Source organism: Terriglobales bacterium (assembly GCA_035561515.1).
Taxonomy (GTDB): Bacteria; Acidobacteriota; Terriglobia; order Terriglobales; family Acidobacteriaceae; genus DATMXP01.
Window position 1 is genome coordinate 21,426 of sequence record DATMXP010000031.1, and the last position, 22,486, is coordinate 43,911.

Below are 22,486 nucleotides of genomic sequence, written 5' to 3' on the forward strand. Positions count from 1 at the left end.
TTGTGATCTGGAGTGACTTCCCACAATGCAGGGGCAGTCAATATCATCGACGTGAACGATTGGTTCTACATGGCAGATCAAAAAGTACTTTCGGCGCAGGGTTTGCGCAAACTCTACGGCCAAACGGTGGCCGTGGATGATATTTCGTTCGAGGTCAGACAGAACGAGATCGTCGGCCTGCTCGGTCCGAACGGAGCAGGGAAGACGACAACCATCAACATGGTACTGGGAGTGCTGGAGCCGACGTCGGGCAAGATTTCGATCGATGGCGTGGACCTGGCGCAACACCGGTCACGTGCGCTGGGGTGCACGAACTTTGCGGCGGTTTACGCGCCGCTGCCCGGCAATCTCACGGTGTACCAGAACCTGCGCATCTTCGGCATGATCTACGGGGTGAAGCATATCCAGGAGCGAATTGATTCTTTGCTGGAGCAGTTCGACCTGACGAAGTTCCGCAACACGAAGTGCGGTGTGCTGTCGTCAGGCGAGCAGACGCGAGTGGCACTGGCGAAATCGATGCTGAACCGTCCGAAGCTGCTGTTGCTGGATGAGCCGACGGCGTCACTGGACCCGTCGGTCGCGAGAGAAATCCGGATGAAGATTCGAGACTTCGCGACAAGCGGGACGGGCGGTGTGCTGTGGACGTCGCACAACATGTATGAAGTGCAGGAAGTGTGCGATCGCGTGCTGTTCCTGTCGCACGGGAAGATCCTGCTGGAAGGGAATCCGAAATCGCTTCCCGGCGAGCATGGGAAGACGTCGCTGGAAGAGTTGTTCATCACCGTAGCGCGCGAACCGCTTACGCTGGAGGTGGGATAGATGCGCACCTTGGCCATTGTGCTGCGGCAGTTTTATCTTGTGCGCGGGAGCGCGTCGCGGTTGACCCCGATGTTCATCTGGGTCGCGATCGACATGGTGTTGTGGGGCTTCATGACGAAGTTCCTGAACGCATTGTCGGCGAGCCGTTTTGATTTTGTCCCGGCATTGCTGGGGGCCGTGCTGCTGTGGGACTTCTTCACGCGCGTGATGCAGGGCGTGACAATGGCATTCTTCGAAGACGTCTGGTCGAGGAATTTCCTGAACATGTTTGCCACGCCGATTCGGATTTCCGAATACGTCGGCGGACTGGTGCTGTCGAGCATCGGGACGAGCGCGATTGGTTTGGTGATCATGCTGGTGGTGGCGACGTTTGGATTTGGACTGTCGTTCCTTAGCTACGGACTGCTCCTGATTCCGTTCCTGATGGTGCTGTTCCTCTTCGGGATTGCGCTGGGAATTGTAGGGATTTCGCTGGTGCTGCGGCTTGGGCCGGCATCGGAATGGTTCGTGTGGCCGATCCCGGCGGTCTTGTCACCATTCGTCGGCGTGTTCTATCCGCTTTCGACGTTGCCGGGGTGGATGCAGGCTTTTTCGCGGATCCTGCCGCCGGCTTATGTGTTCGAAGGAGTGCGGGCGATCGTGGCGGGAAAAGAGGTGCCGCTGGCGCCGCTGTTCTTCGGCATTGCTCTGTCGTTGGTGTATGTGCTGCTGGCGTCGTTGCTCTTTGCACGAATGTACAAGCACTCTGTTCGGACCGGATTGATCGCGCGTTACAGCGCCGAGTCGGTCAGTTAATCAGAGCGACTTGGACATTTTGATAACGTGGCATTCGTATCCGGGTTTGAGCGGCCGCGAGGGGCGGAACTCGTCGGTACCGGATTCGACGTATCCGAACTTGCGGTAGAGGGGCGGTAACTCGGGGCGAAGGCTGAGCACGGCGATGTCCATGAACTTGCAGCCTTTCGAACGACAGTGATTTTCCGCGGCCTCGATCATCACACGCCCGAGGCCCTGGCCTTTTCTGGAAGGGTCCACCGCCAGCATTCCGAAGTAGCCGCGTTCGCCGTGGAGTTCGATGTAGATGGAGGCGACGATTTCCCCATCTTTTTCGGCAACAAGGAATTCGCCGGTCTGGAGATATCCGGCCATGCGCTGGTCGTCCGTGCGTGTGCCGTCGAGGAATGACTCGACCGCAAACGCCGCGTTTACGATGCGGATAATTTCTGGTGTGTCTTTGGGACTGGCATGGCGAACCTGGGCTGGTGCTTGCTTCACGAAGAAATTCTAACAAGACGAAGAAAGGCGTCCCGCGTGAGGACGCCTTTGGCTCTTTGTGCAATCTATTTGGTTGCGATTTTCTCCGCCGTCCACTCGGTGTGGAATGTACCTTCGCGGTCGGTGCGGCGGTAGGTGTGAGCGCCAAAGTAATCGCGCTGAGCCTGCGTGAGGTTCGCCGGCAGGCGCTCGGTGCGATAGGCATCGAAGTATGCCAGCGAAGAACTCATGGCCAGCACCGGGATGCCCATGCCGACGGCTGTTTGAACGACGGTGCGCCACGCAGCTTGACGGCTTTCAACCGCTTGCTTGAAGTTCGGGTCGAGCATGAGGTTCACGAGATCGGGGTTGCGGTCGTACGCGTGCATGATCTCCTGGAGGAGGGTGGCACGGATGATGCATCCGGCGCGCCAGATCTTCGCAATTTTGCCGGGCTTCAGGTCGTACTTGTATTCGTTCGACGCGAGACGCATCAGCGCGATGCCCTGTGCGTAAGAGGTGATCTTGCTGGCGTAGAGTGCCTGTTCGACGGCGCTGATCAGTTTGTTCTTGTCACCGGAGAACGAGGGTTTCGGTCCGCTGAGGACTTTGCTGGCGGCGACGCGTTCTTTTTTCAGTGCCGACAAAATGCGGCTCTCGACGGCGGCATTGATCGTGGGAATGGGTGCGCCGATGTCGAGCGCGTTCTGGCTGGCCCACTTGCCGGTGCCTTTCTGCTGTGCTTCGTCGAGGATCACGTCGACGATCGGCTTGCCGGTGAGGTCGTCGGTTTTGGCAAAGATGTTGGCCGTGATTTCGATGAGATAAGACTTAAGTTCGCGGGAGTTCCATTCGTTGAAGATGGCGTGCAGTTCACTGGGCGGGATCCCGAGTCCGCGATGAAGGATGTCGTAGGCCTCGGCGATCAACTGCATGTCACCGTACTCGATACCGTTGTGAACCATCTTCACGTAGTGGCCGGCTCCACGCGGACCCATGTATTCGACACAGGGTTGGCCATCTTCGGCGCGAGCGGCCATGGCACGCAGGATGGGCGCCACGGCCTCCCAGGCTTCAATCTGTCCGCCGGGCATGATGGCCGGACCCCAGAGTGCGCCCTCTTCACCACCGGAAACGCCGGTGCCGATGAAGCGAAAGTTCTCGGCTTCGAGTTCTTTGTTGCGGCGTTCGGTATCGAGGAAGAAGGAGTTGCCGCCGTCCATGAGGATATCGCCGGGCTCGAGATGTGGCTTGAGGTGGGCGATGGCGGAATCGACGGGTGCGCCGGCGGGAACCATGATGAGGATGCGACGCGGTTTTTCCAGAGCAGCCATGAGAGCAGCAGGGGAATCGACGCCAATGACTTTCTTCCCCTTGGCGGGACCGTTGACCCAAGCCTGGGTTTTAGCCTTGTCGAGATCGTAACCGGCGACGGGGAACCCGTTGCGTTCCATGTTCAGCGCGAGGTTGGAACCCATCACGCCCAAACCCACCACACCCATCTTGTATTGCATGTCCGCTCCTAACTGTTGAGGCAACTGTCTATTTCTTCAGGCGATAGAGAACTTCTCCGGCGCGAGGCACGACGAGAATGCCCTCCGCTTCACGGCCCATCCACTCGGAAATGTTAATTGACTTCGGATCCATGTAGCCGAGATTCACCAGCCGGCAGCGCTCTTCCGGCACCGACGTTGCCAATGTGACGGTAATGCGCGGCTTTTCGATGCCGGTCTTCTCGTCGTAGGTGCCGAGTCCTTTTACATGAGTTGAATGTGCGAGCACGCCGCCGGGGAAGTCTTTGAACTTGTCCCACTGCTTCATGAAGTAGTCACGGCAGTGATAGCCAACCTGGTCGATGATCTTGCCGTGCGTGTAGCTAATCTCGTCGATGTTCGGGCTGTAGATGATGACCTCGCCGCCGTCTGCGACGATCGGCTCGATCTTGTACATGCCCTTGCCGGCGGTCCAGACGTCGTCGTACATCTCGGGCATCACGGAAAGCACGCGCCGGAATGGCTTGTCGAGATAAACGATGTGCTTCCTGGCCGAGAGTTGTGAGGCTGAGACCCAGGCCTGAGCGGGCTTGTCGAAAAAGAGTCCGCTGGTGCCTTCATGCGTGACCACCCAGGCGAAACACCAGGAAGGGGTGGGGATCATGGTGGCGGCGCGGTCGATGACGGCGCGAACCGGGGTGTATCCGGAGCCGATCACTTCGTAGTTGGTGATGACGGCGCCGAGCCAGTGAGTGAAATTGATGATCTCCGAACCGGCGATGCCGGGGAAGAAATACTTGTTGCCGCCAGAGAAGCCGACGACCTCGTGAGGGAATACCGGTCCGCAGATGATGATGTGGTCGTACTCAAGAACGATTTTGTTCAAGCGGACGGGGACGTCGCGGCTGAGAAGACCGTTGGTGATCTTCTCGATCTCGGCGGCGGGAATGGTGCCGAGAGAGACGAAGGTCTCTGGGGATTCCCAATGGTGATTGAAGATATTTGTCTCGCCGACTCTGCCGTTCACGACCGGCTTACCGACGAGCTTAGTAAGCTGCGCATCGGTCATCGGAGGATGGGTGCCGAGGGCGACAAGGTAGTCGAGTTTCGCGACCTTGGGACGCAGCAGTTCCTGGAGCAAGTCGAACATCTGCGGCATGGGCATGGTGCGCGTGCCGTCGGGGATGATCACAAGGACGCGCTTCCCCTGGAACGGAGCGGAAGCGATGGCTTCGCGAACGATGTCGCGAACTTCGTCAGACGTGAGGTACCGGTCGGTGTAGCCGGTACCGATGGTGGTGAGCTCTGCTACTTCTGCCATGGCGCTTTTTCCGGCAGGTACTTCTGGAAGTCAGCGATAAGGCGGGCTTCGTAGTCGCCTGCGAATTCTCCGGCGAGGAACTTGTGGATGCCCTCTTTATAGAAGAGCTCCCACGATGCTTCTTCGTGTCCGGGATTAATAGGGAAGAATAGGGCGTTGTTGCCGCGCGCGGCTTCGAGGTCGCCGTTGGCGTCGCCGATCATGAGGATGTTCTTTTCCGGATACTTCCCTCCCGCGGCCATGTGGAGGTGCTGCTTCTTGGTGCCAAGCTCCTGTCCGGCGATGGCGCGCACGTACTTGTCGATACCATGCTCTTCCCACTCACGGACGAGCGCCTCGGTGGGCGTTTGCGAAACGACGGCACAGTCGGCGAATTTCTGGAGAAGTTCCAGGCTTTCGCGAACGTAAGGGAAGGGCGGCAGGTCGAAAACAACGTCGGCGATGGACTTGTTCACCGCGACGCTCCACTGCATGGCCAGGTCGAGTTCGGGGTCCGGGTGCTCAGCCATATATTGCTTGAGGCCGTCGTTGCTCAGCGGCTTGCCGGAGGCGATGAATTCGCGTACCCGGTTCGCCATCGGGATGTTGCATTTGCGGGCGATGACTTCGGGCCGGTCGCGCAACAGATCGAGGACCCTGATCAGCGCAGGCCAGCGATTTACGCCGCGCCACTTGGAGTAGAGGTTCACGAACTCAATGGCTTCGCGGGCGTACTTGGCGACGGGCTGGAGATGCCAGTACTTAATGATGTTCGGACAGAAGCACTCTTTGTGCTTGATCTCCATACTGTCGAACGCGCAGCCATCGGAATCGATGCCGATAAAGAACTTGAACTGCGGCTTAAGGTCCACTAATACCTGTGCCGGCGAAGCGGTCACGCTCATCGGACTACCTCCAGTCCACTGCAACTTGATTATTCTAAACTCCGGCGAAGGCCGAAAACCCGCCATCAATGGGAATTACCGCGCCGGTCACGAACGAAGAGGCCGGCGACAGCAGCCACAGGACGGCGCCGAGCAGGTCTTCCGGTTGCCCAAACTTCGCCATTGGCGTGTGGGCGATGATGCTCTTACCGCGCGCGGTGAGTTCACCGGTTTCGCGATCGGTGAGCAGATAGCGGTTCTGGTTGGTGAGGAAGAATCCGGGGGCAATAGCATTCACGCGGATGTTGGTGGAGTATTCCTGGGCCATGTGAACCGCGAGCCAGCGGGTGAAATTGCTGACACCGGCCTTCGCGGCCGAGTACATGGGAACGCGGGTGAGCGGGCGGTCGGCAGACATGGATGTGATGTTGAGTATGCGTCCGAAGCCCTGGTTGGCCATGATTCTGCCGAAGACCTGGGTTGGCAGCACGGTCCCGACCAGGTTGAGGTCGAACACCCAGCGCACGGCATCGACGGGCAAGTCGAAGAATCGCAGGTCGTTGCTGGTCGTAGCTTTGGCGTCGTTGCCACCGGCGGCGTTGATCAGGTGGTCCACGGTGCCGAACCGTGTCCTGATATCGGTGGCGACCCGTTCGACATTCACGCGGTCGAGGACATCGCAGGGCACGACCGCGGCACGATAAGCGTGTTCGCCCATGCGATCCAGCAGGGCTTCTCCGGCCGCGACATTCTTGTCAACCAGGGCGACATTGGCACCGCAACCGACGAGAGCGAGAGCCATGGTGCCGGCAAGAACTCCGGTGCCCCCGGTTAACACTACTGTTTGCCCGGTAAAGTCATAAAGGGAGGTGAGAGCCTTCAAATCGAATAGTTCGAGACCCGTACTTTCGATAGCTGACATGGAATAACTCCTTGAAACACAGCTGCGGGGAAGCCTCTGAACGAAGAACGAGGCTAGTAATAACACCGGACGGCTACAGCCTTCGGTGACACAAATCACGAGGTGTGTGGTCATGCCGAAAGGACGGTTTGTAAACTGGGTGGATGAGTACCGTTCGAATTGCCCTTGCCAACCTGAGATTTCCGTCTACTCCACAGGAGTCTGTCGTACTGGCCGAGGCGGCCATTCATGAAGCAGGTGATCAGGCTGCGGACATCATCTGCTTTCCGGAATGCTTTGTTCCGGGTTATCGCGGCACGGGGCACCCGATTCCGCCGCCGGATCAGGTCTTCCTCGCCGATGCGTGGGCCGCAGTCGCGGCAGCAGCGAACAAGGCGAATGTAGCGGTGATTCTTGGCACAGAGCGGATCGTGAACGGGGAGTTGCTGGCGACCGCACTGGTCGTTGGGCGCGACGGCAGCATCGTGGGTCTTCAGGACAAAGTGCAGATGGACCCTTCCGAAGACGGCACCTACGCCGCAGGAACGCAAAGGCGGGTGTTCCAATCGGGTCCGATGACGTTCGGTGTTGCGATCTGTCACGAGGGCTGGCGATATCCGGAGACGGTTCGCTGGGCAGTGCGGAATGGCGCGCAGGTTGTATTTCATCCGCATTTCCATCCGGCCGAGCCAGGCGGCTTTGCGCCGGCGACGTTTGCCGATCCGCGAAATACGTTTCACGAGAAAGCTGCATTGTGCCGGGCCGCTGAGAATACCTGTTGGTTTGCAACCGTCAATTTCGCGAGCGAGGGTGCACCCACGACATCGGCGGTGGTACGACCTGACGGAACGTTGTTGTGTTATCACCCTTATGGGCAACACGGGCTTCTCCTGGCCGATATCGAACTGGCGGAGGCCACCCGGTTGCTGGCGATGCGTTGCAAAGCAGGCTACTAGCCTTCCGATTGTGACCTGCGACACAGTCATGTGCGTTTTCCGCGGCTATGATCGCGGGCCATGTTACGGCTCTCTACAACGTTAAGACGCGTCGTTTGGGTACAACTGTTGCTGTTTGGCGTGGCGGCGGCCGTGAGCGGGTTGCTGTGGGGAGTGGGGCAACAGGTGAACTTTCTGATGGTGTTCATCTGTTCGTTCTTCATCGGGAATACCGGGTTCCTGTTCCTGGTGCAGTTTTCCTCCCTGTTCTGCCGTTACAAATTCCCTTACGACTGGCTTGCCTTTCTCGCGCTGCTGATTGCAATTACTCCGTTCACTGTGGCCGGAGCAATCCTCATTGCGTTCTGGCTCGATGCGCCTTCGGGAACGAACTACTGGATGTACCTGTCGCAGGGCTGGAAGCTGCCATCGCTCGTCACGATCGTGTTTGGCGTTGTCTACAACCTGTTCTGCGACATGCGATCTCGGCTGGAGCGCCATAACCGCGAACTACAGGAAACCGTCGAAAAGCGTGAGGCGGAATGGCAGAAGCAGGAAGAAGACCTGCAACGCGCACGCGAGATACAGGAATCGTTGCTGCCGAAGAAAATCCCACAGATAAACGGGTTTGACATAGCTGGAGCGTGGGAACCGGCGCGGGTGGTGGGCGGCGACTACTTCGACGTAATCAAGCTGAGCGAAACGAAGGTGGCGATCTGTATTGCGGATGTGGTGGGTAAAGGAACATCCGCGGCGCTGCTGATGGCGAACGTGCAGGCATCGGTGCGTGCGTTTGCTTCGGAGTCGATGTCGCCGGCCTCGCTTTGTTCACGGATCAACGGCGTGTTGTGCAACAACATCGGCAGCGACAAGTTTGTGACCTTCTTCTACGGTGTGCTCGACGTTGCCCAACGCAGCCTTACCTATTGCAATGCGGGGCATCTGCGGCCGATTGCGATTCAACCTTCGCGCGCGCCGCTGCAACTGGACAGCAGCGGCGTGGTGCTTGGGGTGGTTCAGGACGGAAGCTACGAAGACTCGGTTCTGCCACTGGGCTCAGGCGACCGTCTGCTGCTGTTCACAGACGGAATCACGGAAGCCATGCGGGAAGACGGCGAAGAGTTCGGGGAAGAGCGACTGGTCGCGTCGGCGCGGAACTCCAGCCGTCACCAGGCCGATCAGATGAAAAGCTTTGTGATGGAAGATGTGCGTGCCTTTTGCCGGTCGCAATTTCACGATGATGCCACGCTGCTGGCAGTCGCTGTGAACTAGGTTAAGTTTTCACCGACGTTCGCCACTTCACGATGTTGTAGCCGTACAACGCAAGGCAGAAGAGGTTCGCCGGTATGAATCCGGTCTGCGACGTTTGGACGGCGATCCAGCAGATGATCACGCTGTTGATGCCGGCGACGATCCATCCGTGCCACATGCGGCGTCCAACCATGACCGTTGAGATCACGGTAAGCAGACAAGAAATGTAGTCGAGTCGAAAGAAGTTCAAAGCGCAACTTACCAAACAGGCTTGCCAGTGCGCCTTTTCATTGGTCACAGAACGAACGTGCTCGTCGTCACAAAATAGAGCACGGAAGGATTAGACCTCAGCCAACTTCCACTAATCCGTATCGTCGTTGCCAGCTGGCGCGAAGGTGTACCAAGGTGCGGCTCTTGTCCTCGGCCGGAATGTCGAGCTTGTCGTCGAGAAGGGCGCAGGCTTCCTTCTTGGCGACTTCGAGCAGATCGCGATCGCGAAGCAAGTTGGCGACACGGAAGCTGGGCATGCCGGCCTGCTTGGTCCCGAAGAATTCGCCCGGACCGCGGAGTTGAAGGTCCATTTCGGCGATCTCGAAACCGTCGTTGGTTTCGACCATTTTGTTCAGGCGCTGCTCGCCTTCGTCGGAAATCTTGTTGCCGGTCATAAGGATGCAGTAGGACTTGGCCGCACCGCGGCCGATGCGTCCGCGTAACTGGTGGAGCTGCGATAGACCAAAGCGCTCGGCGTGTTCGATGACCATGACGGTGGCATTCGGGACATCGACGCCGACCTCGATGACGGTGGTGGAAACGAGGACGTCGATTTTGCCGTCCTTGAACTGTGCCATGACGGAGTCTTTTTCGTCGGCGGACATGCGGCCGTGCAGGAGGCCTATACGCAAGTCCGGTAGGACGGTTTTGCGGATGGCCTCGTACATCTTGATGGCGGCCTTGAGCTCGCTCTCTTCGTTTTCTTCGATCACCGGGTAGACGACGTAGGCCTGGTGCCCGGCCTTTACTTGCTTGCGGACGAAGTCGAATACTTCGTCGGCGCGTTCATCGGAAACGCGGCGGGTGACGATGGGCGTGCGTCCGGGAGGCAGTTCGTCGATGACGCTGACGTCGAGTTCGCCGTATAGGGTGAGAGCGAGCGTGCGAGGAATTGGGGTGGCGGTCATGACCAGCACATCGGGCGTGAGAGCCTGCGGGTCGGCTGATTTCCGCATCAGCTTCAGGCGCTGCATCACGCCGAAACGATGTTGCTCGTCAACGATGACGAGGCCGAGGTTATCGAACTCGACTTTGTCCTGAATGAGCGCGTGGGTGCCGATTACGAGCTGGGCGTCGCCGCGAGCGATGTGGCGGCGGACGTCGCGCTTGCGATCCTGTTCGAGCGAGCCGGTAAGCAGAACGATGCGGTACCCGGCTTTCTCGAGGATGCGTCGCGCAGAAAGATAGTGCTGCGTGGCGAGAATTTCCGTCGGCGCCATGAGCGCGACCTGGAATCCGTTTTCGATCGCGATGATGGCAGCTTCAAACGCGACGATGGTTTTGCCTGCGCCGACATCGCCTTGGAGCAAACGCCGCATCGGCGTGGCACGCGCCATGTCTTCGGCGATGTCTTTCAATACGCGCTTTTGAGCGGCGGTCGGGCGGAACGGCAGAATTCGCTTAATTGCTTCGCGCACGCTGTCCGAGAGCTCGAACGAGATACCCGGCTGCCGTCGTAGCTTTCGACGCTTGATCTCGAGTCCAAGCTCGAGGAAGAAGAGTTCCTCGAAGATGAGTCGAATGTGCGCGGGGGTCCGCCAGCTTTGCAGTTGCAAGAGAGAAACGTCATCTTCCGGCCAGTGGACTTTCCAAAAAGCCTCCTGGCGCGGGATGAGACCGAGCTTCCTTTGAAGCGACTTCGGCAATATGTCCGGGGTATCGGAGGTCATCGCCTCGAGGGCGTTACGAATGATCTTGCGGAACCAACGGGCATTCAGTTTTTGCGGACCCTGGCCAGTGCCTTCATAGATGGGCACGATGTGGCCGGTCTCCATCGAGGCGGGCAGTTCGTCTTCATCGGATTCGCCGAGCACTTCAACTTGAGGTTGCACGATCTGCAACCCGCCGCGGTAGGAATCTTCTTCGACCTTGCCGTACAGGGCGAGGACCTGCCCGGCCTTGAAGCGGCCCTCCATGTAGCGGGCGTTAAACCAGATGCACTTGATGGTGTTGCGAACGCGTTTGCCGAAAACGGGGGGTGCCTGATCGCCGATGTCGCCGACGGTCATTTCGAAAATCGGCATGCGCTTGGTGCGCAGCAGGGCCGAACCGCGGACCTCGCAGATGAGGACGGCCATTTCGCCGGGCATTAATTCGGAGATTTTGCGGGGATTCGTGCGGTCTTCGTAGCGAAATGGCAGGTAATAAAGGAGATCTTCGAGGGACTCGAGTCCTTTCGCGCTAAGGGCTTCGGCGCGCTTGGGGCCAATGCCCTTTATGTATTGCACGGGACTGTCCATCTGGAGCATGAATGCCTGATGTTATCAGGCGGGATTTCGCAATTTCCATGCACCCGATTTGCGTTTTCCGGTGTCAAAACATATAGGCATGAATCTTTATACCTTTCAGAGGTCACTGGCGGCAGTGCTACTGGGGAACCTGATCTACTTTGCCCTACTCATGCCAATACTTCCGCCGGTCGCGAGACATGGGATTTACCGCATCGACCTCGGGTTACTGATCGATTTTGCGATCTGTGCGGCCTTGTACATCCTGTTTGGGCGTCTGTGGCCGGAAAAGAAGCGAACCCAGAGACGCACCCCTCTGTAGCAAAACAGGACAAAACCATCTAAATCAAGCGCTTAGACCTGCATTAGAATAGTTGTGCCACTGTTCTCGGGCGAAAGGACTTCGATGCCACACCTGCTGGACCGTTTGCCGGCGATGTCCAGGCTGGATTTTCTGGATATCCTGCTGGTGGCGGTATTGATCTACCAATTTCTGTTGCTGATCCGCGGAACTCGCGCGGTACCAGTATTGGTAGGTGTGGCCAGTCTTGGGGTGGCGTTCTATCTGGCCCACGTGGCTGAACTCCGGACCGTTAACTTCATCTTTGGCACGCTGCTGCCGTACGCGATCTTCGCCCTCATCGTTGTCTTCCAGAATGAGATCAGGCATGCGCTTGCCCGAATAGGACGAAGGTTTACGTTCTCACGCGCGGTACAGGGAATGCAGGAGGCGTACGACGACATCGTGCTGGCCGCGAACCTCTTTTCGCAGAGCCAGACCGGCGCCTTGATTGTCATTGAGCGCGAGATCGGGTTGCGTACGTACATTGAGAGCGGAGTCCCCCTCGACGCGAACCTTTCCTACGACCTGCTGGCAACGATCTTTCGTCCGAGCGCCCCTCTGCATGATGGCGCAGTTATTGTGCAGAAGGACCGCATTGCCGCCGCGGCATGCTTCCTGCCGCTATCGATGAATCCGGTGTTGTCCACGCAATTGGGAACACGGCATCGCGCCGGCATTGGCATCACCGAGGAGACGGATGCGATTGCGGTGATTGTCTCGGAAGAGACCGGCTACATCAGCCTCGCGGTCGGCGGAAATGTGGAGCGCGACATCACTGTCGAGTATCTGCGCGAGCGACTTAGCGAACTGTTACGGCGCTACGTGCCGCCTTCCGCGTTGCCCACGGTAACGCCGGAAGACGAAACTTCGCCGCGCGTGAAGCATGCCGGTGAAGAGCCGATGAGGGGAGACTGACATGGACTTTTTCCGGCGCCATGTTTTCAACCATCTCGGGCTGAAGATCACGTCGCTGGTGATCGCATTCGCCTTGTGGATGGCGATTGCGCGGGAACCGATGGCAGAAGTCGCAATCAACGTTCCCATCGAATTTCATAATGCTCCCGACAACCTGGAGTTGAATTCCGAGACCATCCCGCAGATACAGGTGCGTGCGCGGGGTCCGGTGGGGGTGATTCGGTCCTTGAGCACCGGGGATGTGCACGCCGTCATCGACCTGAACGGTTCCAACCCGCACGAGAAGACATTCGATATGGAGCCAAAGCGAATCCGAGTGCCACGGAATGTGGAAATCATTCAGGTGATTCCGAGCCAGGTGCGGATCAGCTTTGACCTTCGCGCCACGAAGCGGGTGGAAGTCCGGCCCAGGGTAGTGGGGGCATCGGCGCCGGGGTTCCGGATGCAGAACGTGAAGGTGGAGCCCAGTACGGTGGTGATTGCCGGTCCGCAGAAACGGGTGGATGTGGTGGATTCGGTGATCACCGATCCGGTGGATGCCTCGGGCGTTATGGGTACGGCGACGTTCACCACGCGTGTGTATGTTTCCGATCCGCTGATTCGGCTGGTCAATCCGTTACCCGTACATGTCACAGTAGTAACGGATTCGAAACCCAAAGCGAATCCTTCCGAAGGACAATAGGCGATAATAGTTTTTTCATTCCAGACAAATTGTGGGGCGGCGCATTGTCGCCGGGGGAAGGAATTTATCCATGGCACGAATGTTGTTCGGCACCGACGGGATCCGCGGAGTTGCCGGTGATCCGCCACTCGACCATTCCACCGTATTCGCTGTCGGCGTAGCACTCGGTCGATATCTGGCGAAGGGGCATTCGAATCCCAAGGTCGTGATCGGGCAGGACACGCGTGAATCGAGCGGGTGGATCTCTGATTCCATTACTGCGGGGCTCGAGTCAGCCGGAGTACAGGTGCGTAGCGCAGGCGTGATCACGACGCCCGCCGTGGCGTTCCTTGCACGGCAGGCCTTTGACGCGGGGATCGTTATTTCCGCCTCGCACAATCCCTGGACGGACAACGGCATCAAGGTCTTCGGTCACGACGGATACAAGCTTTCCGACGATGTTGAAGAGCAGATCGAGACCGTCATCTTCGATCTGCTTCACGGGCGCGTTGCCGGCTTTGACCCGAAATCGATTCCCGAGCAGAAAACAACAGAAGCGGCAGTTGCGGCCACGGATCCTGAACTGCTGAAGGATTATGTGAACTGGCTCGCGTCGCAGATCGCGGGCACGAAGTTGTCGCATCTGACTGTGCTGGTGGACTGCGCCAACGGAGCCTCGACTCCAGTAGCGCACGAAGTGTTTCGCGCTTGCGGCCTGAAAGCCGACTTCATGCACGACCGGCCGACGGGAAGGAACATCAACGAAAACTGCGGCGCGTTACATCCTGAGATTGTTGCTTCGCAGATTCGCTCCCACGTGGGCAAATACGATATGGGCATCACGTTCGACGGCGATGCCGACCGTGCGTTGTTCTCCGACCGGAACGGTCATGTAGTGAATGGAGATGCGGTACTGTTGCTCGCGGCGCGCGACATGAAATCCCGCGGCAAACTGAAGGCCGACACTGTTGTTGCCACCACGATGTCGAACATGGGCCTGGAACTCGCACTGCGCCAGTCTGGAGTCAAGATGCTGCGAGCCCCTGTCGGCGACAAGTACGTCCTCGAGGAAATGAACAAGAGCGGTTCCACGCTGGGCGGCGAGCAGTCCGGACACATCATCTTCCGTGACGGCGATGCAACAACCGGCGACGGGATACTCACCGCGCTACGCGTGATTGAAGCCATGACACATGCCGGAAAGGCGCTTCATGAACTGGTCGCAGACCTGAAGGTATTTCCGCAGACCATCAAGAATGTGCGCGTGAAAGAGAAGAAGCCGCTGGACACGATTTCCGAAGTGGTGACGGCGATGAAGCAGGGCGAGTCTGAACTCGACGGCAACGGGCGCATTGTAGTCCGCTATTCGGGGACGGAAGCGCTGGCTCGCGTGATGGTGGAAGCGGAGTCGGAAGAGAAGATGAAGCGCATTACCGAGTCCATTTCCGGGGCGATTCAGAAAGCTATTGGAGTTTAGTGGCGGCGCACATGCGTCGAAACCGGCGAAAATTTCCAAAACTTGCGTGGACAACGTACGCCATCATCGCCGGCTTGGCGGTCCTGTATTTCCTGCTACAAGAAAAGCTGTGGACGGCCGCCTACGCGGCGCTTTCCACGGTGCTCGCCATCCTGGTCGTCCTGGCGATATTCATTCCGCTGCTGTGGTACCTGGTAAATGTGGTGGGAGTGGCATTGTGGCGTGCGCGACGGTTGCGAATGCTCCGCTACCGTCGCGCACTTCGTGACATCAATTACCGAAACGACTGACTACTTCTTTTCTTCCACGAAGAACGGCATGTTTGTGGTTGCCACACTGCCCTTGCCGTCGCGCACCAGAACGAACAAGCGATACGGACCGGGCTTCGCCGGAGCCTTGAACTTTACCGTGTTACCGTTGACGGAAACGACGGCGTCCGAAACAGCCGGTGGAGCTTTCTCGGCGTCGCCGCCCTCGCGAGCGTCACTGGTTTCCTCACGGACTTCCCACGAGTACGCAAGCGGATCGTTGTCAGGATCTTCGGACTTTACCGTTGCCGTGTATTCGGTACCCGGGGCAATTCGCTTTTCCGAAGCATCTGACTGAATTCTCGCGATCGAAGGAGTGCGGTTCGACGGCCATTTACCCGTCCACTCGTAGCTCAGCATATCTACGGCTTCGGTCTTACTGACTTTCGAGTCGGTGCCGCGAACAGGGAAGTCAAGCTGCGGATTGTCGGGAAGCAGAAGGTTGAACCAGGTGTGCGTGCGCTCCTGCTTGGCGCCCCAGAGAAACGCGTAACTGCCGAATGAGAGAGGGCCGGCATCACGAACGGAATGCCGATAGCTGTCGCGGTAAGTCGCGGCTTTCTCGGAACTGGTCTGCTCAACGGGGACGTCCCAGCTCGTCTTGCGGATCTCCCACCAGCCAATCGGACCGAACTCGGTGGCGATGTAAGGGCGATCGAGTTTCGTGGCCTTCACTTCTTCAAGCAGGTTGGCCATGCCGCCATAGGAATTAATCCCGAGAATGTCCACGTCCGGGCAGTACTTCATAAAGTTGATCAGCTTGATGGAGTTCTTCCCGGACCCGGCGATGACGGTCATGGTGGGATGGTTCGGATCGCGCCGATGAATTTCGCGGGCGATATCGTTCACAGCCTTCCATATCGCCGGGTTATTGCCGTCGCCTTCCATCTCGTTGCCGATACCCCATACCAGGATGGGCGATTCGTTCTTGTACTTCTCGACCTCGGCAATGGCCCTGTCGAACTGCTTCTTTACAGCTGCGGCATCGTCATACTTGAAGCCATGCCGCTCGTGCTCGAGGCCAAGTCCGGCAGCTACGGTGAGGCCAAGATCTTTGGCCTGCTGCAATATCGGACCTTCCTCAAACGACTGCACACTCCAGGTGCGGAATGAGTTTCCGCCGAGTTGTTTCAGGAGATCGAGATGCCCGTCGCCGCCCACGCCTTTGACGTAATACGGCTTGCCGTTGCGCAGCAGTTGCCAGCCATTTTTGGCTTTCATTACCTGTACACGCACGGCTTGTGCGAATGAGAGTGACGAAAAGGAACAGATGAGCAAAAGAATGGTGAGCCGAATGAACATGCGGATATCATCCCACACGCGGCTATGAAATGTAGCTAAACTGTTGCGGTTGAAGATCGAGATAAAACCAAACGATCGCGTTTTTGTGTTGACCGGCGCCGGTGTGAGTGCCGAAAGCGGCATTCCGACGTTCCGCGGCGTCGGCGGTTTGTGGCGCGGATATCGCATCGAACAAGTTGCTTCTCCCGAGGCATGGGCGGCCGACCGTCGCCTGGTATGGGATTTCTACTCCATGCGCCGACAGGTAGCGGCGCAGGCGAAGCCTAACCCGGCGCACATGGCGCTAGCGGAACTTGAGAGGCGAATCGGTGACCGGTTCACGCTCGTAACGCAGAACGTCGACAATCTGCACGAGCAGGCAGGATCGCAGCGGGTAATCCACATGCACGGAGAGCTTTTCAAAAGCCGCTGTGACCGCTGTAGCAGAGAACCGTTCCCTGACACGAATCTTTACGAACAACCCGTCGAACTGCCGCGATGCGATTGCGGCGGATACGTGCGCCCGCATATCTGCTGGTTCGGCGAAATGCCGTTCGATATGGACCAGATCTATGCCGAACTGGCTACGGCCAGTGTGTTCGTTTGCATTGGCAGTTCGGGAGTGGTCTATCCCGCGGCAGGATTCGTGAAGGCGGTTCCCACGAGCACGCGCACTTACTACATCGGCCCTGAAGCTCCGGAGAACGTCGGTTTGTTTGATGAGGTGCTGGAAGGAAAGGCGGGAGAGGTCGTCCCGCTGGCCTTGCGGTAATCAAACGCTTCCTCCGGTGGCCCCTGCGTTTCGGTGGGAATCATCGCCGTGCTGCCATAAGGTCACGGGGAGGCCTAACAGGACAGGCGTTCCGGTTGCGGGCCTGGATTTTCTTGGCCGCCGACTCTGCCTCGTGTTCGTCTTTGGTGCCGCACACGATGTGCCCGAGTTCGTGTGCCACCACCCACCTTAAGCGATCGATCCCCGTGCGCGACGAGTAGGACTGCAGATGCTCATCGAGGCGGGTGTCGAACAGGACAAACCCGCAATGAATGTAAGTTGACTGAATGCCCAGGCTTGAGAAAGCCGGCGTAGTCGGGCTGATGCCAAACGACGTGGCAACCGCCTCCCATTTTTCGGCCGGAACAATTACCCAGCGCCAGCCGGGAAGTCCCGGAGAGAGTTGCTGGATTGCAACAGTCAGTGAACCCTTCGCGAGCTCACATGCGGTGGGCGTAAAGCCGTCGCCGCAACGGATCTCAAGCTCTTGCGCGTGACCGGAACCCGCCAGGCAAACCAATGTGGTCAAAATGAGCAGTAAGGAACGCATGCACCCCACCTGCCTCGTGTCGAGGTGGGGCGAAGATGAGGCGCGCGGGACGACATAGAAATGGAGCGGCCATTAACCGCCACGAAAATCCAAATATCGGTGCAAGTTGTAGAAAAGTAAGGGACGGCAACAATTTGTGAATTAACGTTTCTCGTGCTCGCCCGTCTGAAGTGTGAGAGGATGCGTTCAACGTGGGGTGATTTGTGGCTTCGTCAGAGTTAATGTATGGGTCGCGTCGGGTGCGATTCGGGATCTTCGAGTTGGACCTGCAAACGGGCGAACTTCGCAAAGCGGGCGTCCGCCTTCCTTTACAAGAGCAGCCGTTCAAGGTGTTGGCGATGTTGCTGGAGCGTCCGGGTGAACTTGTGACCCGGGACGAACTGAAGCAGCAGCTCTGGCCTGAGGCCGAGTTCGGTGACTTCGACCAGGGACTGAACGTTGCCATAAAGAAGATACGCACTGCACTGGGGGACTCCGCTGACAGCCCCCGGTTCGTCGAGACCCTGTCGCGCCGAGGGTACAGGTTCATAGCGCCCGTCACTGCCGACCACGTTGGACCGACTTTAGCTCCGCCACTTCCCGCGAGTCCGAAGGTCCTCAGGCGATTGCCGACCAAGGCCATCGTGGCAGGGGTTGTGCTTATGGTGATTGCGCTTGGCGCATGGTCGGTTAAAAGAAAGCCGCGAGAGTATTCGCTGGGAATTTTCGGTGTTGCGCCGAATTTCCGACTGACGCCGCTTACGAGCTCGATGGGCTGCGAGTTCGATCCGCAGTTTTCCCCCGACGGTAAGCAGATTGCTTACGTCTGGTCGCCCAGCCCGACTGTGCCTCCCGGCATTTACCTGAAGGTAGTAGGGGCGGGGAGTCCCGTAGCGTTGTTGCCTTCCAAGAAGGGTGTGGTGCACATCTTACCGGCGTGGTCCCCGGACGGAAGATACATCGCTTGTGTGCGCGGAGTGAAACAAGAGGGCTCCGAACTCCGTAACGTAAAGCGGACCATCACGGAACAGCTACTTGATGAAGAGGAAAATCGTAAGCCGGATGTAGGGGTGTATGTAATTCCGGCGATCGGTGGGGAAGAGAGAAAGCTGTTTGATGCTCCTCTGATCCTGGATCTGAAGTGGGCCCCGGACGGCCAATGGTTTCTGATCGGTCGCCGCCTGGTGAAAGAGGGGCCGGCCAGCCTCTGGCGTTACTCAATGGACGGAACGCCACAGAAGCAACTTACTTTTCCGCCGGAGGGATTCAACGGCGATACGCTGCCTACGTTCTCACCAGACGGTAAGCTGATCGCGTTTTCGCGGAACTTCAGTTCGGGCGGCTCCGACGTTTTCGTCATACCCGCGAGCGGAGGCGAGGCGCGGCGCATTACCCACGACGGCCAGCATGTTCGCGGACTGAGCTTCAGCGACGACGGCAAGGAAATCATCTATTCCTCGGCGCGTGAAGGAAGTGCGCGCACCGCGCTTTGGCGAATTGCGGTCGAGGGCGGCACGCCGAAGCGACTTCCGTTTGGTAACGACAACGTCGTCAGCCCAATCATGGCGGGGACTGGCGATCACCTGGCGTATGTGCATATTTCACAGTCGGCGAAGATATATGCCTTCGAAATCGACAAGCCGGGAATCGCTCACAGAGAGGATGCGACGGATGGCGTGCCCGTGATCTCGTCGCGGCTTATGCAAGTGGGGCCGCAGTACTCACCCGATGGCACTCGAGTCGCCTTTGCGTCTACACGGTCTGGGCCGTGGGAGATCTGGGTGTCGAACCCCGATGGCAGTAACGCGATCCAGTTGACTAACTTTGGCGACAGGCAGACGGGCACTCCTCGCTGGTCCCCTGATGGGAAGTTCATCGCATTCGATGCACGACCGGAACAGCACTCGGACATTTACGTGATCGATAGCCAGGGAGGTACTCCGAGAAGAATCACGGCGAGCAACTTCGATAATGTCGTGCCGAGCTTCTCCCGCGACGGCCAATGGATTTACTACAGTTCGAACGCAAGCCGCAGGTGGGAGCTTTGGAAGACGCGTGTGGATGGAACCGGACAGCCGATCCAACTGACAAAAAACGGCGGATTTTCCGGCTTTGAGTCAGTGGACGGGAGTACCGTTTACTACGTGAAGTGGGATAAACTCGGAATCTTCTCCATGCCGGCAGCGGGCGGGCCGGAAACGCTGGTGACGATCGAACTGTTCGCCAAATTGTGGGGATGCTGGTCGTTGCAGAAGAACGGGATTTACTTCATTCGTCCGGAACTTAAGAATGATGATGAGCGTGTGTTCCCGGCGCTGGCTTTCTACGACTTCGCGACCAAAGAGATCAGGAACGTGCGCGCACTGCCGGACGCGCCGAATCCGGGGCCAAGTCTCGCCATTTCCCCAGATCAGAAAACTATGCTGTACACCATGGCGGACGTCGGTGGTAGCGAGATTATGCTGGTGGAGAATTTCCGGTAGCTACTTTTTAGTGCGCTGAAGTTCGCGGTAGGCTTCGCTTTTCGAGACGCCCATCTCGCGCGCGACGCGTTTCAGCGCATCTTTTTCGTCCAGGGATTCGTCGCGCATGTAACGCTCCACCAACTGGCTGACCGACTCTTTTTTCGGCGCTTCGGGTTCGTTCTCATCTGCCTTGGCGATGAGCAACGTGATCTCGCCCTTCAGTTCGCCTCGCTCTTCGGCGATCCGCAACACATCTTCAACATGTCCGCGAAGGAACTCCTCATGCAGTTTCGTGACTTCGCGAGCGATCACGACGTGCCGCGTGGGTCCCATCACGTCCACGATGTCTTTCAAAGTCTCGATGATCCTATGCGGCGCCTCATAGAAGATGAGAGTGCGTGGCGCATGCTGCATCTCTTCGAGCAACTTTCTCCGTTGGCCCGATTTAGCCGGGAGGAAACCGCTGAACTTGAAACTGTCGCCGGGAAATCCGCTCGCAACGAGCGCCGAAAGGAACGCCGATGCTCCCGGTACCGGCACGACCTTTAGATGATGCCGGATTGCCAAGGTGATCAGGCGATATCCGGGGTCGGAGATCGCCGGCATTCCAGCATCGGTGACGAGCGCAATGCTTTCACCATCTTCGAGGTGGACGATCAGCTCCGGCGCGCGGGTCATCTCGTTGTGCTCGTGATAGCTGACGGTGGGGGTGTGAATCTCGTAATGATTCAGCAGTTTTTGTGTCTGGCGGGTGTCTTCGCAGGCAATGCGGTCCACGTTGCGAAGCACGCGTAGCGCGCGCAGGGTGATGTCTTCCAGATTACCGATGGGAGTGCCGACAATGTATAGCGCGGGATCCAGTCGCTCCTCATTCCGGGAGTTCATGGGCGCAGTGTAGCAGGAAAGCTGTGCGAAAGCTGCGACTCAGAAGTCGCTTGGGACCTCCTTGAATCCCATGAAAGCCGCGTCGTTCTCCGAGATTGTCAGGTTACGGATGGTGGCATTCCGGTGGTCACGAAGATCGGCAAGCGCCTGGTCAAGAAGATCGGGGCGGAGAGCGATGTCCTGCGATAGAAACTGGATAAGACTAGTTTCATCGAAGGTACGGCCATACGACTTGCCGCCATCATTAAAAGTGAACTGATACTGCGGTACGCGGATTCCGGCGGAGTCGCTTACAACGCCGAGCGAGATGATGTGAGCAAATCCAGTGGGCATACTGGATTCGATGAGAAGCGCAAAGGGGCGGTTTACTCGCCCAGCAGCCCACCGACAGGCCGGAGCACCTCGATATGGTCGCAGATGATCTTGATAGCAGCCGTAAGCGGAATCGCCAGTACCAGTCCGACCGCGCCCCAAATCCAGCCCCAGAAAAGCAGGGCAACGGTTACGGCGAGCGGGTTCAATTGCAGGCGGCTGCCGAGGAATTTCGGATAGAGCACATTCAGTGCAAACAAATGCAGTCCCACCACGGTGAGCACAATGATGAGAAAGCCGGTGGAGTGGATCTCGCCGACTCCCGCCAGCAGGGGAGGCACGGCCGCGAGCGGAACACCGAGATACGGCACCAGGCTGAGGAATCCACTGATGAACCCGACGAAATAGAAGTAGGGCAGGCCCATCAAACCGAAGACTGCCGTACTGATGGCCCCGATGAATATTCCGACCAGGAAATTGCCGACTATGAACCCGCGAATCATTTCTGTGATCGCGCCGAGAGTGGCATACGCGGTACTTCGGTTCTCAGTCGCAAACAGCAGCACCGTGTGCTTGCGGGAGTGCTCCTTCCAGGTCAGCATAAAGTACGCGAGAAAAGGAATGAACGAAGCTGCGAACACCATTTCCGTGGCAGTGCCGAGATTCGAAAACAGCTTATCGGTCCAGCTTGACTGCTGTTGGACTTTGATTGTTCCTTTTTCAGCGTTGTCCTTCGGCAGCACTTCCTCGGTACTCTTCTGAATCGTCTGCGCCTGTTGACGGTACTTGCCGACGACCCGGCCGATTTCCGATGAATACCGCGGCATTTGCTGTGCAAAGTCGACTGCCTTGTTGTATGAGAAGTAGCCAATCACGTAAAGAGCGGCACAGAAAATCGTGACGGCGATCAGGGCCGAAACGCTCCGCGGAAGGCGCATGCGCTCGAAGAGTCGGGTGAGCGGTTCCAGCACGAATGCCAGCAGCAACGCAATGGATATGGTGATGAAGACAATCTGCGCGAAATACATCGCTGCAAGCACTGCGATGACGACCATCGTGGTGTTTGCGGCCGAATTTTGGCGAATCAGTCCCGGCAGCGTTGTGGGCTTCGCCTCGGAGTTGGGAGCTTCTTTGGGAGCACGCGGTTCGAAGTCGAGAGGGTTCGCTGCCATAGATTCGTCCCATATAGGATGAGCGCCCCCT

The 22,486-nt window shown here is 58.0% G+C and carries 23 protein-coding genes; 11 read left to right on the plus strand and 12 right to left on the minus strand.

Annotation, left to right across the window (positions count from 1 at the left end; translation table 11 throughout):
- Positions 1-69 precede the first annotated feature (69 nt).
- Both VN577_14900 and VN577_14905 read left to right on the plus strand, forming a co-directional pair.
- Positions 70-819 (plus strand): ABC transporter ATP-binding protein, encoded by a 750-nt coding sequence (locus VN577_14900; protein HWR16113.1) that lies wholly within the window; start codon positions 70-72, stop codon positions 817-819.
- Positions 820-1,614, plus strand: a complete 795-nt coding sequence (locus VN577_14905; GenBank protein HWR16114.1) for an ABC transporter permease — start codon at positions 820-822, stop codon at positions 1,612-1,614. It begins immediately after the preceding gene.
- Here VN577_14905 and VN577_14910 read toward each other — a convergent pair whose 3' ends face one another.
- The 5 genes from VN577_14910 to VN577_14930 all read right to left on the minus strand — a co-directional run bounded on the left by VN577_14910 (position 1,615) and on the right by VN577_14930 (position 6,672).
- Entirely contained in the window at positions 1,615-2,094 is a 480-nt protein-coding gene (locus VN577_14910) for a GNAT family N-acetyltransferase (GenBank protein ID HWR16115.1), read from the minus strand.
- 65 nt (positions 2,095-2,159) lie between these two features.
- Positions 2,160-3,587 carry an NADP-dependent phosphogluconate dehydrogenase gene (gene gndA / locus VN577_14915; GenBank protein ID HWR16116.1) on the minus strand — a complete coding sequence of 476 codons (1,428 nt, stop codon included), beginning with the start codon at positions 3,585-3,587 and terminating at the stop codon, positions 2,160-2,162.
- Positions 3,588-3,615: 28 nt separating this feature from the next.
- Positions 3,616-4,887, minus strand: coding sequence for a lactate racemase domain-containing protein (locus VN577_14920; GenBank protein HWR16117.1), 1,272 nt, complete (start codon positions 4,885-4,887; stop codon positions 3,616-3,618).
- On the minus strand, positions 4,875-5,771 hold the full coding sequence (locus VN577_14925; protein HWR16118.1) for an HAD hydrolase-like protein: 897 nt from the start codon (positions 5,769-5,771) through the stop codon (positions 4,875-4,877). The genes VN577_14920 and VN577_14925 overlap by 13 nt, the downstream gene beginning before the upstream one ends.
- 34 nt (positions 5,772-5,805) lie before the next feature.
- Positions 5,806-6,672 carry an SDR family oxidoreductase gene (locus VN577_14930; protein HWR16119.1) on the minus strand — a complete coding sequence of 289 codons (867 nt, stop codon included), beginning with the start codon at positions 6,670-6,672 and terminating at the stop codon, positions 5,806-5,808.
- A 143-nt stretch (positions 6,673-6,815) separates the two neighbouring features.
- Here VN577_14930 and VN577_14935 point away from each other — a divergent pair, with 143 nt between their 5' ends.
- Positions 6,816-7,607, plus strand: a complete 792-nt coding sequence (locus VN577_14935) for a carbon-nitrogen hydrolase family protein (protein HWR16120.1) — start codon at positions 6,816-6,818, stop codon at positions 7,605-7,607.
- A gap of 60 nt (positions 7,608-7,667) precedes the next feature.
- Entirely contained in the window at positions 7,668-8,858 is a 1,191-nt protein-coding gene (locus VN577_14940; GenBank protein HWR16121.1) for a PP2C family protein-serine/threonine phosphatase, read from the plus strand.
- Between the two features lies 1 nt (position 8,859).
- Here the strand turns inward: VN577_14940 and VN577_14945 are convergent, their stop codons facing one another.
- Both VN577_14945 and recG read right to left on the minus strand, forming a co-directional pair.
- Entirely contained in the window at positions 8,860-9,087 is a 228-nt protein-coding gene (locus VN577_14945; GenBank protein HWR16122.1) for a hypothetical protein, read from the minus strand.
- A 97-nt stretch (positions 9,088-9,184) separates the two neighbouring features.
- On the minus strand, positions 9,185-11,356 hold the full coding sequence (gene recG / locus VN577_14950) for an ATP-dependent DNA helicase RecG (GenBank protein ID HWR16123.1): 2,172 nt from the start codon (positions 11,354-11,356) through the stop codon (positions 9,185-9,187).
- A 79-nt stretch (positions 11,357-11,435) separates the two neighbouring features.
- On the opposite strand from recG, the gene VN577_14955 reads away from it, so the two are divergent.
- The 5 genes from VN577_14955 (at position 11,436) to VN577_14975 (ending at position 15,021) form a co-directional block, all read left to right on the plus strand.
- Positions 11,436-11,657, plus strand: a complete 222-nt coding sequence (locus tag VN577_14955; GenBank protein ID HWR16124.1) for a hypothetical protein — start codon at positions 11,436-11,438, stop codon at positions 11,655-11,657.
- Between the two features lie 84 nt (positions 11,658-11,741).
- A complete protein-coding gene (gene cdaA, locus VN577_14960) occupies positions 11,742-12,593 on the plus strand; it encodes a diadenylate cyclase CdaA (GenBank protein HWR16125.1) in 852 nt (283 codons plus the stop codon).
- Position 12,594: 1 nt separating this feature from the next.
- The gene (locus VN577_14965; GenBank protein HWR16126.1) at positions 12,595-13,275 is read left to right on the plus strand and encodes a CdaR family protein; all 681 of its coding nucleotides are present in this window, start codon (positions 12,595-12,597) and stop codon (positions 13,273-13,275) included.
- A 70-nt stretch (positions 13,276-13,345) separates the two neighbouring features.
- Complete coding sequence (gene glmM / locus VN577_14970) at positions 13,346-14,731, plus strand: phosphoglucosamine mutase (GenBank protein ID HWR16127.1); 1,386 nt, start codon at positions 13,346-13,348, stop codon at positions 14,729-14,731.
- 11 nt (positions 14,732-14,742) lie between these two features.
- Positions 14,743-15,021 (plus strand): hypothetical protein, encoded by a 279-nt coding sequence (locus VN577_14975; protein HWR16128.1) that lies wholly within the window; start codon positions 14,743-14,745, stop codon positions 15,019-15,021.
- Here the strand turns inward: VN577_14975 and VN577_14980 are convergent, their stop codons facing one another.
- Positions 15,022-16,341 carry a hypothetical protein gene (locus VN577_14980; protein HWR16129.1) on the minus strand — a complete coding sequence of 440 codons (1,320 nt, stop codon included), beginning with the start codon at positions 16,339-16,341 and terminating at the stop codon, positions 15,022-15,024.
- 43 nt (positions 16,342-16,384) lie between these two features.
- Here VN577_14980 and VN577_14985 point away from each other — a divergent pair, with 43 nt between their 5' ends.
- A complete protein-coding gene (locus tag VN577_14985; GenBank protein ID HWR16130.1) occupies positions 16,385-17,092 on the plus strand; it encodes an NAD-dependent deacylase in 708 nt (235 codons plus the stop codon).
- A 40-nt stretch (positions 17,093-17,132) separates the two neighbouring features.
- Here the strand turns inward: VN577_14985 and VN577_14990 are convergent, their stop codons facing one another.
- Positions 17,133-17,642 carry a hypothetical protein gene (locus VN577_14990; protein HWR16131.1) on the minus strand — a complete coding sequence of 170 codons (510 nt, stop codon included), beginning with the start codon at positions 17,640-17,642 and terminating at the stop codon, positions 17,133-17,135.
- 203 nt (positions 17,643-17,845) lie between these two features.
- Between VN577_14990 and VN577_14995 the strand changes: the two genes are divergently transcribed.
- Positions 17,846-20,104 carry a winged helix-turn-helix domain-containing protein gene (locus VN577_14995; GenBank protein ID HWR16132.1) on the plus strand — a complete coding sequence of 753 codons (2,259 nt, stop codon included), beginning with the start codon at positions 17,846-17,848 and terminating at the stop codon, positions 20,102-20,104.
- Here the strand turns inward: VN577_14995 and rsmI are convergent, their stop codons facing one another.
- The 3 genes from rsmI to VN577_15010 are packed head-to-tail and all read right to left on the minus strand — an operon-like array spanning position 20,105 to position 22,455.
- Positions 20,105-20,971, minus strand: coding sequence for a 16S rRNA (cytidine(1402)-2'-O)-methyltransferase (gene rsmI, locus VN577_15000; GenBank protein ID HWR16133.1), 867 nt, complete (start codon positions 20,969-20,971; stop codon positions 20,105-20,107). It abuts the gene before it with no gap.
- Between the two features lie 39 nt (positions 20,972-21,010).
- Complete coding sequence (locus tag VN577_15005; protein HWR16134.1) at positions 21,011-21,304, minus strand: hypothetical protein; 294 nt, start codon at positions 21,302-21,304, stop codon at positions 21,011-21,013.
- Positions 21,305-21,336: 32 nt separating this feature from the next.
- Complete coding sequence (locus tag VN577_15010; protein HWR16135.1) at positions 21,337-22,455, minus strand: AI-2E family transporter; 1,119 nt, start codon at positions 22,453-22,455, stop codon at positions 21,337-21,339.
- Positions 22,456-22,486 lie beyond the last annotated feature (31 nt).